General features: G+C 69.2%; 13 protein-coding genes. 7 read left to right on the top strand and 6 right to left on the bottom strand.

Annotated elements, in window-relative coordinates; all coding sequences use genetic code 11:
• Positions 1 to 28 precede the first annotated feature (28 nt).
• The gene (locus V6M45_RS10490) at positions 29 to 2,095 is read right to left on the bottom strand and encodes a S46 family peptidase (RefSeq protein ID WP_332656186.1); all 2,067 of its coding nucleotides are present in this window, start codon (positions 2,093 to 2,095) and stop codon (positions 29 to 31) included.
• 161 nt (positions 2,096 to 2,256) lie between these two features.
• Between V6M45_RS10490 and V6M45_RS10485 the strand changes: the two genes are divergently transcribed.
• The 3 genes from V6M45_RS10485 to V6M45_RS10475 are packed head-to-tail and all read left to right on the top strand — an operon-like array spanning position 2,257 to position 5,190.
• Positions 2,257 to 3,399 carry an ABC transporter permease gene (locus V6M45_RS10485; RefSeq protein ID WP_332656184.1) on the top strand — a complete coding sequence of 381 codons (1,143 nt, stop codon included), beginning with the start codon at positions 2,257 to 2,259 and terminating at the stop codon, positions 3,397 to 3,399.
• A complete protein-coding gene (locus V6M45_RS10480; protein ID WP_332656182.1) occupies positions 3,396 to 4,151 on the top strand; it encodes an ABC transporter ATP-binding protein in 756 nt (251 codons plus the stop codon). The genes V6M45_RS10485 and V6M45_RS10480 overlap by 4 nt, the downstream gene beginning before the upstream one ends.
• Positions 4,152 to 4,176: 25 nt before the next feature.
• The gene (locus tag V6M45_RS10475) at positions 4,177 to 5,190 is read left to right on the top strand and encodes an HlyD family secretion protein (RefSeq protein WP_332656180.1); all 1,014 of its coding nucleotides are present in this window, start codon (positions 4,177 to 4,179) and stop codon (positions 5,188 to 5,190) included.
• Between the two features lie 3 nt (positions 5,191 to 5,193).
• Here V6M45_RS10475 and V6M45_RS10470 read toward each other — a convergent pair whose 3' ends face one another.
• A complete protein-coding gene (locus V6M45_RS10470) occupies positions 5,194 to 5,991 on the bottom strand; it encodes a crotonase/enoyl-CoA hydratase family protein (RefSeq protein WP_332656179.1) in 798 nt (265 codons plus the stop codon).
• 109 nt (positions 5,992 to 6,100) lie between these two features.
• Positions 6,101 to 6,259, bottom strand: a complete 159-nt coding sequence (locus V6M45_RS10465) for a hypothetical protein (RefSeq protein ID WP_332656178.1) — start codon at positions 6,257 to 6,259, stop codon at positions 6,101 to 6,103.
• A 154-nt stretch (positions 6,260 to 6,413) separates the two neighbouring features.
• On the opposite strand from V6M45_RS10465, the gene V6M45_RS10460 reads away from it, so the two are divergent.
• Positions 6,414 to 6,644, top strand: a complete 231-nt coding sequence (locus V6M45_RS10460) for a DUF1289 domain-containing protein (RefSeq protein ID WP_332656176.1) — start codon at positions 6,414 to 6,416, stop codon at positions 6,642 to 6,644.
• 77 nt (positions 6,645 to 6,721) lie between these two features.
• Complete coding sequence (locus V6M45_RS10455) at positions 6,722 to 7,231, top strand: retropepsin-like aspartic protease family protein (RefSeq protein WP_332656174.1); 510 nt, start codon at positions 6,722 to 6,724, stop codon at positions 7,229 to 7,231.
• Positions 7,232 to 7,254: 23 nt separating this feature from the next.
• Here the strand turns inward: V6M45_RS10455 and V6M45_RS10450 are convergent, their stop codons facing one another.
• A complete protein-coding gene (locus V6M45_RS10450) occupies positions 7,255 to 8,079 on the bottom strand; it encodes a sulfite exporter TauE/SafE family protein (RefSeq protein WP_332656172.1) in 825 nt (274 codons plus the stop codon).
• A gap of 119 nt (positions 8,080 to 8,198) precedes the next feature.
• Here V6M45_RS10450 and V6M45_RS10445 point away from each other — a divergent pair, with 119 nt between their 5' ends.
• Positions 8,199 to 9,290 carry a hypothetical protein gene (locus V6M45_RS10445; protein ID WP_332656170.1) on the top strand — a complete coding sequence of 364 codons (1,092 nt, stop codon included), beginning with the start codon at positions 8,199 to 8,201 and terminating at the stop codon, positions 9,288 to 9,290.
• Between the two features lie 19 nt (positions 9,291 to 9,309).
• Here V6M45_RS10445 and V6M45_RS10440 read toward each other — a convergent pair whose 3' ends face one another.
• Together V6M45_RS10440 and V6M45_RS10435 are read right to left on the bottom strand one after the other, a co-directional pair.
• Positions 9,310 to 9,837: a methylated-DNA--[protein]-cysteine S-methyltransferase gene (locus V6M45_RS10440; protein ID WP_332656168.1), complete on the bottom strand. Its 528-nt coding sequence runs from the start codon at positions 9,835 to 9,837 to the stop codon at positions 9,310 to 9,312.
• Positions 9,834 to 10,622 carry an isocitrate lyase/PEP mutase family protein gene (locus V6M45_RS10435; RefSeq protein ID WP_332656166.1) on the bottom strand — a complete coding sequence of 263 codons (789 nt, stop codon included), beginning with the start codon at positions 10,620 to 10,622 and terminating at the stop codon, positions 9,834 to 9,836. Before V6M45_RS10435 ends, V6M45_RS10440 begins: the two co-directional genes overlap by 4 nt.
• A 184-nt stretch (positions 10,623 to 10,806) precedes the next feature.
• Here V6M45_RS10435 and V6M45_RS10430 point away from each other — a divergent pair.
• On the top strand, positions 10,807 to 12,010 hold a 1,204-nt coding region (locus tag V6M45_RS10430), incomplete at its 3' end, for a DEAD/DEAH box helicase family protein (RefSeq protein ID WP_332656164.1).

Raw genomic sequence — 12,010 nt, 5'->3', positions numbered from 1 at the left:
CACCCCCGAGGGGAGAAGGATTTTTGGCCTACTCGACCCCCAGTTCCTCCAGGAGGCGCGGGTTCGGATAGACGGTGCGAAGGACTTCGGTGATGGCCGCAGTCGACACCGACACCGTGCGGTTCAGGTCGCCGTCATACCCGAAGGCGCCGCCCAGCGAGTGGATGTTGCCGTCGAAGGCCGCGCCGATCACCTCGCCCTCGGCGTTGATCACCGGCGAGCCCGAGTTGCCGCCGATAATGTCGTTGGTCGAGACGAAGTCGTAGACGACCTCCTTGTTCACCCGCGACTCATTGTCGGCGAAGGCCTGGGCCAGGTTGAACGGCTCCGAGCCGGTCGCCCGCTCGTACAGGCCGCCGATGTAGGTGAACGGCGGCACCGTCACGCCGCGATAGGTCCAGCCCCGGACGTCGCCATAGGACAGACGCAGGCTGAAGGTGGCGTCGGGATACTGGTTGGTGCCGTAGACCGCGAAGCGGGCTTGGGCGACCTTCTCGGCCGCGCGGGCCGTGGGGGCGTTGACCTCGGCGGCCCAGCGGTCGGCGATCGCCTTGGCCGCGGCGTCATTGGCTGCGACGAAGGCCAGCAGCGGGTCAGCCGCCGTCAGCTGCTCCAGCGTCATGCCGGCCGCCTCGCGCCGGAAGGCGGCGTCGGCCATCCGCGTGCCGCTGATCAGGCGCTCGGCCAGGGCCTCCGGGCTTTCGCGGCCCAGCATCGCCTTCACCTGCGGATTGTCGACCGTCAGATACTCCCGGGTCTTGGACAGCCAGTAGCGCATCCGGATCTCTTCCATGTCGGTCGAGATCGGCGTCTCCTCGCCCATCATTTCCGCCAGACGCGCGCGGCGCTCGGCCGGCAGCTCGGCGCCGGCCGAGCGGACCAGGGTGCGGGCCATCTGGTAGAGCTGCGAGCCGCCGCCCGCCGCCTGCTCCAGCTGGCGATAGGGCAGGTAGAGGTCGCGCGCGGTGTTCTGGACCGCTTCCAGTTCGGACCAAGGGTCGCCGATCTGTTGCACCAGATTCGGGTCGGCCGCGACGCGGGCGCGCAGTTCAGCCTCCGCCTCCCGTTTCGTCTGCATGAAGGCCGGATCGGTCAGGGCACCCTGCTGGCCGTAGTAGACCTTGAAGCTGTTCTCGAGGCCGAAGATCGGATCGAACGAGACCCGCTTCGCCTCGTCGCCCGTCAGGGAATATTCCAGCAGGCGGCCGCGCAGCTCCGAGTTCTGGATCAGGGTGATCGGCAGCTGCTGGTCCCGCAGCCGCTCCAGCTGGCTCATGGTCAGCAGGCGCGAGGTCGAACCCGGATTACCGGACACGAAGGTCACGTCGCCTTCCTTGGGCGCCTCGGCGTTCCACTTCAGGAAGTTCGGGGTCTCGGCCGGCTTGCCGTCCTCATAGGCGCGCAGGAAACCGGCATCGAGGGCGTAGCGTGGGAAGTTGAAATTGTCGGGGTCGCCGCCGAAGAAGGCCGCCTGGTTCTCCGGCGCGAAGACCAGCCGCACGTCGTCGTACTTGCGGAATTTGTGCAGGCTGTACTGACCCCCTCGATACAGGCTGATCACCTGGCAGCTGTATTTCGCATCTTCGGCGCAGGCCTCGTTCTGGATGCGGGTCGTCTCGGCCTGTCGGGCCGCGTTGAAAGCGGCGCCTTCCAGCCCCTCGCCGGCGGCGCGGATGCGGGCGGTGACGTCGGTGATCTCGGTCAGCACCTCGGCCGTCTGCCCCGGGCAGCGGATCTCTTCCTCGCGCGTCCCGGCCGTGAAGCCGTTCTTCACATAGTCCTTCTGCGCATCCGAAAGCTCCTGGGCGCAGCCGACGACGCAGTGCCAGTTGGTCAGGATCAGACCTTCATCCGAGACGAACGAGGCGGAACAGCCCTGGATCCGCACCGAGGCGTTGCGCACCCGGTCCAGCCACGCCTGGTCGATACGGGTGCCGTATTTCTGGTTCACCGTCTGGACCGGGAAATTGTCGAAGGTCCACATGCCCTCGTCGGCCCGGGCGGAGGTGGGGACGGCCGCGGTGGTCACAGCCCCGGCTACGGCGACGATCGAGGCGGTAGCGGCCATGGCGGCGCGGAGCGAACGAAGGATCATGAGGCGGTCTCCAGGGTTGCCGGGGCTCCGGCCGGTACAGACAGACACACTGCATACCGCCGATGAACGAACCCCGTCCACACGGCCTTAACCCGATTTAACTTGGCCCTCACCACAGGCGCCCTCACATAGCGACGAAACCCGGGGGGCCGTACGTCTCGATGTCGCTTGCACTTTCCACCCTGCTCTACGAGTGGCGTCGCTACATGGCGGCGATTGTGGCGCTCGCCTTCTCAGGTCTGCTCGTGCTGGCTCAGGTTGGCATGTTCATGGGCATCGGCAAGGCCTTCACCGCGACAATCGACCGCGCCAGCGCCGATATCATGGTCTTGGCTCCCGGCTCGACCGGCCTGTTCAATGGCGGTCCGTCCGGCGTGCCCCGGCGGATTATGCCGGTGGTGCAGAGCCATCCCGATATCGTCGCCGTGGCCGACCTCGACGGCTCCGGCGGCCGCTGGCAGAACGTCGTCGAGGGCGACGCGCCGCGGAAGACCGAGTTCGTCCAGGTCTCGATCATCGACGCCGTTCCGGGCGCCGTGACGGTCCCGACCGACTACTCTCCCGAACTGGTGGAGGCGCTGCGCCAGCCGTTCGGCGTCGCCGTCGACGAGACTGCGCTTGGACGCCTCGGCGTCAAACTGGGCGACAAGGCCATCTACAACGGCAAGACCGTGCGCGTGGTCGCCGTCACCCGCGGCTACCCCAACATGATGCAGGCCGGCGTGGTGATGTCGCGCGACACCCTGCGTATGCTGGGCGAGGCCAGCACCGGCGACCGCGTCGGCCCGCTGATGGTCGGCATCAGGCCGGGGGCCGATTCCGAGCGCGTGGTGGCCCAGCTCAATGCCCAGTCGAGGGGCCAGTTCAAGGCCTGGACCCGGGCCGAGCTCGGCGAGGCCAACCAGGCGGCGATGTTCAAGGAGAGCTTCATCGTCATCATGCTCGGCTTCTCCCTGTTCCTCGGCATCCTGATCGGCGTGGCCATCACCTGGCAGACCTTGCGGGGGGCCATCATGGCCAACATCAAGGAGTTCGCTTCCCTGCGCGCCCTGGGGGTGTCGATGGGCTCGCTCCGCGCCATCGTCATGGAGCTCAGCTTCTGGGTCGGCATCGCCGGCATATTCGCAGCGGGGCTGCTGACCTGGGCGGTGTCCCTGCTGGCGACTACCGGCGGCCTGACCATGGCCTTCCCCATCCCGATGGTGGCCGGCGTCTGCATCATGCTGCTCGTCATCGCCCTCGCCTCCGGCTTCCTGTCGCTGGGCGTCCTCAAGAAGAGCCAGCCGGCGGATCTGCTGCGATGAATGCGATTACCGTCACCCACGGCCGCGCCGGTGAATCAGCCATCGAGGCGAAAGGCCTGATCAAGCGCTTCAAGACCGGCCGCTCCTTCATCGAGGTGCTGAAGGGCGTCGACTTCGATGCGCGCCACGGCGAGATGACCATGGTCATGGGCCCGTCCGGGTCCGGAAAGTCGACCCTCGTCGCCGCCCTGTCCGGCCTGCTCAAGCCCGAAGAGGGACGCGTCGACGCCCTCGACGTGGACAATCTGTGGGACCATTCGTCCGGCCGCATCGACAAATTCCGCCTCGATAACTGCGGCTTCATCTTCCAGGGCTTCAACCTGTTCCCGGCCCTGACCGCGACCCAGCAGGTCATGACGGTGCTGAAGTACCAGGGCGTGCCCAAGGACGAGGCCCGTCGCCGCGCCGTCGCCGCCCTCGAGGAGGTCGGTCTCGGCGCCCGCCTGAACCAGAAGCCCGACTCCCTCTCCGGCGGCGAGAAGCAACGCATCGCCATCGCCCGCGCGCTCGCCAAGAACCCGGCCCTGCTGTTCGCGGACGAACCGACCTCGGCCCTCGACGGCGAAAACGGCCAGGTGGTGATCCGCCTGCTGCGCCGGGCCGCCACCGAACACGGCGCCGCCGTCATCTGCGTGACCCACGACCCGCGCCTTGAGGCCTGGGCCGACCGGGTCATCCATATCGAGGACGGCCGCATCCTCGACGACCAGCGCCGCACCCCCGATCCCAACGCCACTCTCGGCTCGCACTAGACCGATCCTCAAGGACATCCGAAAAATGCCCCGCTTCCTCAAGAACAAGTGGCTCTGGATCGGCCTGGCGCTGATCATTGTCGCCGTCGTCGGCTTCATGTTCATGCAGCAGGGCGCCGCCGCGAAGAAGGTCGAGCAGGAAAAGGCCGCGGCCGAGAAGATCGACAGTCCCTATGCGGCCATCGCCAACGGCAAGGCTGACGTCGAGGGCGGCATCATCCAGGTCGCCGCCCGCCGCGGCGGCGTGGTCAGGGCCGTCTATGTGCAGGAAGGCGAGCGCGTTACCGCCGGACAGATTCTCGCCCGGCAGGAGGATGACGAACCGCGTCTGGCGCTCCAGCGGGCCCAGGCGGAGGTCGCCCAGGCCGAGAGCCAGCTGCGGGCCATCCAGGTCGACATCAACACCGCCCGGCGCGAACACGACCGTCTCGCACGCCTGGTCGAGACCAATTTCGTCGCCGCCGCCCGCATGGATGAGGCCCGTGACCAGATCGCGGCCGCCGAGGCGCGCCTCGGCTCGCAGCAGGCCGCGGTCCAGACCGCCCGCGCCCGTCTGAACGAAGCCGCCTACAATCTCGAACTGACGGTGATCCGCGCGCCGATGGACGGCCGCATCGTGCGCCGCTACGCCAACCCCGGCGCCGGCGCCTCCACCCTGAACGTGTCCAACATGTTCGATCTGGAGCCTGACACCCAGCGCATCGTCCGCGCCGAGATCGTCGAGGCCGACATCCCCAACGTCACCGACGGCCAGGAGGTCGAACTGATCTCCGAGGTCGACCAGTCCAAGGTCTACGTCGGTCGCGTCCTGCGCCGCGCCCCTCTTTTCGGGGCCCGGAAGCTGGCGTCCGAGGACCCCTCGCAGCGCACCGACGAACGGGTCGTTGAGGTCGTCGTTTCGGCCGATAACGCCCCGCTGCTGATCGGCCAGCGGGTGCTGGTCAAATTCATGAAGCCCGGCGAGCGCGCCGGCGCCCCGCGCGCCGCCGCCGCCGGCGTGCCCGCCGACCGGGCCATGCAGGCCCCGGCAAAGACCTGACGTCTAGCGGCCGGTGAAGTCCGCCGGCCGCTTCTCCAGCACCGCGGCCACGCCCTCGGCGTGGTCCTCGGTCAGATGCGCCAGCGCCTGCATGGCGGCGGTCATTTCCAGCATCTGGTCGAAATTCATGTCGCGGCCTTGGCGTAGCAGGGTCTTCGCCATGCGCAGGGCCTGCGGTGCGTGCGCCGCCACCCGTTCCGCCGTGGACAGGGCTTCCTCCATCAGGGCCTCGGGCGCGACGACATGGTTGACCAGCCCCCAGCGCTCGGCGGTGGCGGCGTCGATCGACTCGCCCGTGAACAGCATTTCGGCCGCCCGCGCATAGCCGACGTTCCGCGGCAGCAGCCAGGCCCCGCCATCACCGGGCAGGATGCCGAGCTTGAGGAAGGGCACGCCGAACGCGGCGTTGGTCGAGGCGATGCGGATGTCAGCCAGCCCGGCGATGTCGCAGCCCAGACCCATGGCGGCTCCGTTCACCGCCGCGATCAGCGGGACTTCCAGCCCGTACAGCGAGCGGACGATCCGGTGCACCACCCGCCGATAGCGTTCGCGGATCTCGGCGCCCGAGCCTTCGAACAGGTCGCGCCGGTCGCGCATCGCCTTCAGGTCGCCGCCGGCTGAGAAGGCCCGGCCTGCTCCGGTGATGATCACGCAGCGCACCTCGGCGTCACCGTTCACCGCCGCGCAGGCCCGGGCGAAGGCCTCGCCGTCCTCAAGATCGGGCAGGGCGTTCAGCCGCTCCGCCCGGTCCAGGGTCCAGATCTCGATGGCGCCGCGTCTCTCGGTGTGGATCAGGGTCATGCGCCGACCGTGCCGCATTCGATCTCGCCGCACAAATCCGGAGCATTGCGGAGGCCCCGAAACACAAAACCCCGGCCGTCCGGCCGGGGCTCTGTCATGCGCCAGGGGACTAGCGGCGCACCCTGTCGATCCTGATCGGGACGAAGTTGGACGGATGGCTGATCACACGGTCGCCGGCCCCGTTCGTGTCCCGGGTGTTCACCAGCATCCCGCCCCAGAGGGCGAATGACATCATGGTGTGCTGGAGTTTGCGGTCCTTGTCATTCATCGTTGAAGTCTCCTTTCGCTGAGCGATGAAAAGAGACACGTCGTGCTTGCAGGGGGTCTCACCCTCCGGGTCGTTTCGCGTCACGGTCAAGGTAGTCGAAACCCGCCGGAATATCAATAAACTTTACTCCGCCGCCGGAGCATATTTCGAAACTATGTCATCAAATGATCCCCCCACCCCGAGACCGCCGCGTTCGATCACCACGCCGTGCGTCAAGGTCTGCATCGTCGACGGCGCCTCGGGCCTGTGCCTCGGCTGCTGGCGCACCCTGGTGGAGATCGGCGGCTGGAGCGGCTTCACTGACGCCGAACGGGCGCGGATCATGGCGGCGCTGCCGGAACGGGCGAGGGGCGGCGGGTCCGCATCCCTGGCCCCCGATCCCTGATCTCTCGCGCCTCCGTTTACTCCCCGCCAACCATCCCTCTTCACCGCATCCCAACGGCCTCGTGCGAGAACACGGCCATGCGGTTCGATCCTTCCTCCGCGGCCATCATGGCCCTCGCTGTCGCCTCGGCCCTGACCACCGCCTGGTGGATGGATCAGGCCGGCCTGCGCGGCCAGGCCCAGGCGGCGACGCCCGCCCCGGTCTCCACCCCCGCCACCGGCGACGCCGCCCAGGTGCTCAAGGCGCCTGATGGCCACTACTGGGCCGACGCCCTGATCGAGGGCCGTGCGGTCCGGGTCATGGTCGATACTGGCGCCAGCGTCGTGGCCCTGACCCGCGACGACGCCGCCCGCCTCGGCCTTGACCTCGAGCCTGCGGATTTCTCGGGCACGGTCGTCACCGCCTCCGGTACGGTCCGGGCCGCCCCGGTCCGGCTTCAGGCTGTCGCGGTCGCCGGCGCTCGCGTCACCTCGGTCGAGGCCCTCGTCGTCGAGCACGGCCTGCCGCACTCCCTCCTCGGCATGAGCTACCTCGGGCGGCTGTCCTCGTTCAGCGCCACTCCGGTTGGTCTGACCCTCCGTCCCTGAGGCGCAGGCGGCCGACGACGGCCTCAGAGCGCCTTCACCATCACCGCCGCGGCGGTCGCCAGCAGGTACAGGGCGAACGCCTTGCGCAGCACCCGCCGGTCCAGTGAGTGCGCAAGCTTCGCCCCCCACGGCGCCACGGCCGTCGTCAGCACCGCCATCACCACCGCGCCCGGCACGTTGACATAGCCCAGCGAGAGCGGCGGTCGTCCGCCCCCATCCCAGCCGAACACGACGAAGCCCAGCGTCGCCGCCGCGCCGATGGCTACGCCGAAGCCCGAGGCCGTCGCCACCGCCTGGTGGATCGGCCGCCCGCACAGGGTCATCAGCATCCCGCCGAAGCTGCCGCCGCCGATCCCCATCATCGCCGACAGCCCGCCGATCAGGGTTCCGAACCCGCGTCGCCTCCAGCCTGTCGGCAGGCCCGGCCTCAGCACGAACCGCTCGGGCATCAAACCCAGCTGCGCCGCCACCACCGCCAGACAGACGCCATAGACAATGGCCAGCCCTTCCATCGAGGTCACACCGGCTACTGCCGCGCCTACCAATGCGCCTAAGGCGACCCAGGGTGTCCATGTCTTGAGCACGACCTCGTCCACCGCCCCGTGCGCCCGATGCGCCCCCAGCGACCGCCACGAGGTCGCGACGATGGTCAGTAGCGAGGTCCCGATCGCCGTATGTAAATTGCCCTCGCCCCCGACGCCCAGCACCTCGAAGGCATAGAATACGGCCGGCACAATCACCGTGCCTCCGCCGACTCCGAACAGCCCGGCGACCAGGCCGCCCGCCAGTCCGGCTGCGACCAGCGCGGCCAGCAACAGCAGGATCTCATTCAGCGGCAGGGCGGTCATCGGCCAGCTCTAGCCGAGCCGGAAGGGCGAGGGGAGGGCCGCCCTCGGCATGGAGGCGGCAACCTTCGCGGCCTGACTCCGTTCTCCTGCCTCAAGGCATTCGCCGGAAAGAAACCCCCATGACCGCGATCCATACCCTGTCTGCCCTCGCGGCCGGCGCCCTGGCCCTGTCCGCCGCTGGCGGCGCCCAGGCCCAGACCCCCTACACCAGCTATCCGTCGAGCCAACCGGCGATCCCCTCGTCGTGCCGCAATTTCGAACAACTGGCCAATGGCTATGTCTCGGCCGAATGCCAGACCGACGGCGGCTTCCGCTGGAGCTCGATCCGCAGCATCGACTGCCGCAGCGCCATGACCAACCGCAATGGCGTGCTGAGCTGCAGCGGGGCGACGGCTACGGTCGGCCCCCTGTATCCCGCCGACCCGTACGGGTCGGATCAAGGGTATGGCCAAACCTCGCCGCAGGACCAGCCCGGCGGCGTCTTCGGCGCCCTGCTTGGCGCCCTGTTCGGCGTCCAGACCGCGGACCAGGACCGCGCTCTCGACGATGACTGGAGCCGCGGCCGCCGTCCTCTCTACCAGCGCCGCGCCGACCTGGACGCCCGTATCGAGGCCGGCGTTCGCGACGGCTCGATCAGCCGCACTGAGGCCAGCCGGCTGCGGAGCGACTATGAGGCCCTGGTGCAGCTTGAGACCCGCTACGCCGCGGATGGCCGCATGACCACGACGGAGCGCGCCGACTTGCGCGACCGTTATCGCGCCCTGTCGCAACGCGTCAGCGACGAGCGGCGCGACGACTACGATGACGGCTATGGCTGGCGCCCGCTCATCGAGCAGCGCGCCGCCTTCGACGCGCGCCTTGATCTCGCCGTTCGGGATCGACGTCTGACCCGTACGGAGGCGAGCCGCCTGCGGACCGACTACGACGCCCTTGTCCGGCTGGAGGCCGACTATCGCCGTGACGGCCTCAGCGCACGCGAACAGGAGGACCTGACCGCCCGCCTCGCCGATCTCGACCGTCGCGTCGGCGACGTCGTCTATGACGGCGGCTACGGCTACGACCCCCGCGCCGCGGAGATCGAGGCCCGCATCGTCGCCGGCGAACGCAACGGCCAGTTCAGCCGCACCGAGGCCGCCCGCCTGCGCGAGGAACTTCGTGACCTGACCCGCCGCTGGGCCGAGCTCGAGGCCCGGGTGCAGATCCGACGCTGACCCGTGCGACACAAGGGGGCTAGATCAGCAACGCCCCCTCGTGTCGCAGCAGCCAGCCCTTGCGTTCCAGCCCCCCGCCGAATCCCACCAGCGCTCCGTCCGCGCCGATGACCCGGTGGCAGGCCAGCACCAGCGGGATCGGATTGCGGTTCAGGGCGACGCCCGCGGCCTGGGCCGCCCCCGGCTCTCCGGCCCGCTTCGCCATCTCGCCGTAGGTGATGGTCACGCCAGCCGGCACTCCGGCCAGCCCCCGCCACACCCGCGCATGGAAGCCTTCCCCCGCGACCGCGCCGTCCAGCGACCACGGCATTCCCGCCAGCGCCTCGCGCTCGCCGTCGAAGTAGGCGGAGAGGGTGCGGGCGACACGCGCCGGCGCCCCGCCGTCCGCCAGCGTCGCCGCCGGATATTCGCGCCGCATCGCCTTGATCAGCCCGTCCCCGAAAGACAGGCCGCGCAGCACGCCCTCATCATCGCAGGCCAGCGCCAACGGTCCGATCGGACTGTCGAACCAGGACAGGGTCAGGGCCGGGGGTGGGGAGGGCGTCATGGCGCAGGCGGCATCAGGGCGTTCAACTCGCCCCAGCTCAAGGCGCCCTCGCCCAGCGGTTCGGACCGCCCGTCCACAAGGAAGTCGCGGGTCAGCGCCGCAGCCCGCCCCAGCGCCGCCCCGACGATGCCCGACCCCGCGCTCAGCCGCCGAACCCCCAACGCCTCCAGCCGCTTCGCCTCGGGTAGTCCCGGGTAAGCCAGCAGGTTCAGCGGCATGTCTGTCGCCTTGACCATGTCGGCGATCCCCGCCTCCTCGACCAGACCCGGCGCGAACAGCCCGTCAGCCCCCGCCGCCCGGTAGATCGCTCCGCGCCGCGCCGCCTCGGCCACGCGCGTCCCCGCCTCGCCGACGCCCCTCAGCCAGAGGTCGCAGCGGGCGTTGATGAACAGCTCGGGCCCGACCGCCGCCCGGATCGCCGCGATCTTGGCCGCCAGGACCTCCGGCGACCCGCCGCCGTCCTCGATATTGATCCCCTGCGCCCCCACCTCGACCAGCCTGCGCGCGACCGCCGCCACTTGGGCCGGCTCGTCGGAATAGCCGCCCTCGAAATCGACAGAGACCGGCAGGCCCTGCGCCGCCCGGACCACGTCCCGCGCCGCCTGAACCACCCGGTCGACCGGCGGGGCGTCGCCGTCCGGCCAGCCCAGCGCCCAGGCCACGCCCGCGCTGGTCGTGGCGATCGCCTTCGCTCCCAGCGACCGCATCAGCGCCGCCGAGCCCCCGTCCCAGGCGTTGGGCAGGATTAGCAGCCCGGATCGATGCAGCTCACGGAAGGCGGTCATGGCGGGTCTCCTCGACGGGACGGATAACATGGGCGCCGCCGCCTGCGCACGCTGGCGGTTTCCGGACAGTGTCACCCGTCTGCCGCCGTCCTCCTGCCACCCTGCTGTCAGCAGCGGCCCGCCGCATCCCCCGCCGCGCCGGTGCGTTGTGGCGCTGTCGCCCTCCGCCCCCTAGATTGCGTTCATGGCCCGTTCCCCCAGCAAGCCCGCCAAGCCCGTCCACGTCCCCGGCCAGTCGGGCCTGGCGGAAGCTCCGGCCGCCTTCCTGCACGACCCGGCGGCGGCGAAGAACCGCATGCCGATGTTCGCCCCCGTCACCGGCCCGCGCCTGACGCCCGAGGAGGCCCCCGGCAAGCCCTCCGACTGGGTCCCCCACCGCCCCGACCGGCCCGACAACCGCAAGCACATCCCGTTCCGGCTCGAGACGAAATACACCCCCGCCGGCGACCAGCCCTCGGCCATCGCCGAGCTCGTCGCCACGGCCAAAACCGGCGAGCGCGACCAGGTCCTGCTCGGCGTCACCGGCTCGGGCAAGACCTTCACCATGGCCAAGGTCATCGAACAGACCCAGCGCCCGGCCCTGATCCTCGCCCACAACAAGACCCTCGCCGCCCAGCTCTACAGCGAGTTCAAGAGCTTCTTCCCCGACAACGCGGTCGAGTATTTCGTGTCGTACTACGATTACTACCAACCCGAAGCTTACGTACCCAGAACAGACACTTACATCGAAAAAGACTCCTCGGTGAACGAGCAGATCGACCGGATGCGCCACTCGGCGACGCGGGCGATTCTGGAGCGGGACGATGTGATCGTGGTGGCCTCGGTCAGCTGCATCTACGGCATCGGGTCGGTGGAGACGTACACCGCGATGACGTTCACGCTGAAGGTGGGGGACCAGATCGATGAGGCGAAGCTCAGGGCCGATCTGATCGCGCTGCAGTACAAGAGGAACGACGCGGCGTTCGAGCGGGGGATGTTCAGGAAGCGCGGCGACACGATCGAAATCTTCCCGGTCCACCAGGAGGACCGGGCCTGGCGCATCCAGCTGTTCGGGGACGAGCTGGAAAGCATCCAGGAGTTCGATCCGCTGACGGGGAAGAAGACCGCCGACCTGACCGAGATCACCGTCTACGCCGCCAGCCACTACGTCACGCCCAGACCGTCGCTCAACCAGGCCATCACCGGCATCAAGGCCGAGCTCAAGGAGACGCTCGACTGGATGGTCGAGAACGGCAAGCTGCTGGAGGCCCAGCGCCTCGAGCAACGGGTGCGCTTCGATCTGGAGATGATGGAGGCCACCGGCTCCTGCGCCGGCATCGAGAACTACAGCCGCTGGCTGACCGGCCGCGCCCCGGGCGAGCCGCCGCCCACCTTCTTCGAATACATCC

Source organism: Brevundimonas sp. (assembly GCF_036676055.1).
Taxonomy (GTDB): Bacteria; Pseudomonadota; Alphaproteobacteria; order Caulobacterales; family Caulobacteraceae; genus Brevundimonas.
The sequence above is the reverse complement of the archived record's forward strand: the minus strand, read 5'-3'. Positions and strand labels throughout refer to the sequence as shown.

Bases quoted from the DNA above. Each gene is read 5' to 3' on its own strand.
- V6M45_RS10490 (WP_332656186.1), bottom strand. From the start codon at position 2,095: ATGATCCTTCGTTCGCTCCGCGCCGCCATGGCCGCTACCGCCTCGATC.
- V6M45_RS10485 (WP_332656184.1), top strand. From the start codon at position 2,257: ATGTCGCTTGCACTTTCCACCCTGCTCTACGAGTGGCGTCGCTACATG.
- V6M45_RS10480 (WP_332656182.1), top strand. From the start codon at position 3,396: ATGAATGCGATTACCGTCACCCACGGCCGCGCCGGTGAATCAGCCATC.
- V6M45_RS10475 (WP_332656180.1), top strand. From the start codon at position 4,177: ATGCCCCGCTTCCTCAAGAACAAGTGGCTCTGGATCGGCCTGGCGCTG.
- V6M45_RS10470 (WP_332656179.1), bottom strand. From the start codon at position 5,991: ATGACCCTGATCCACACCGAGAGACGCGGCGCCATCGAGATCTGGACC.
- V6M45_RS10465 (WP_332656178.1), bottom strand. From the start codon at position 6,259: ATGAATGACAAGGACCGCAAACTCCAGCACACCATGATGTCATTCGCC.
- V6M45_RS10460 (WP_332656176.1), top strand. From the start codon at position 6,414: ATGTCATCAAATGATCCCCCCACCCCGAGACCGCCGCGTTCGATCACC.
- V6M45_RS10455 (WP_332656174.1), top strand. From the start codon at position 6,722: ATGCGGTTCGATCCTTCCTCCGCGGCCATCATGGCCCTCGCTGTCGCC.
- V6M45_RS10450 (WP_332656172.1), bottom strand. From the start codon at position 8,079: ATGACCGCCCTGCCGCTGAATGAGATCCTGCTGTTGCTGGCCGCGCTG.
- V6M45_RS10445 (WP_332656170.1), top strand. From the start codon at position 8,199: ATGACCGCGATCCATACCCTGTCTGCCCTCGCGGCCGGCGCCCTGGCC.
- V6M45_RS10440 (WP_332656168.1), bottom strand. From the start codon at position 9,837: ATGACGCCCTCCCCACCCCCGGCCCTGACCCTGTCCTGGTTCGACAGT.
- V6M45_RS10435 (WP_332656166.1), bottom strand. From the start codon at position 10,622: ATGACCGCCTTCCGTGAGCTGCATCGATCCGGGCTGCTAATCCTGCCC.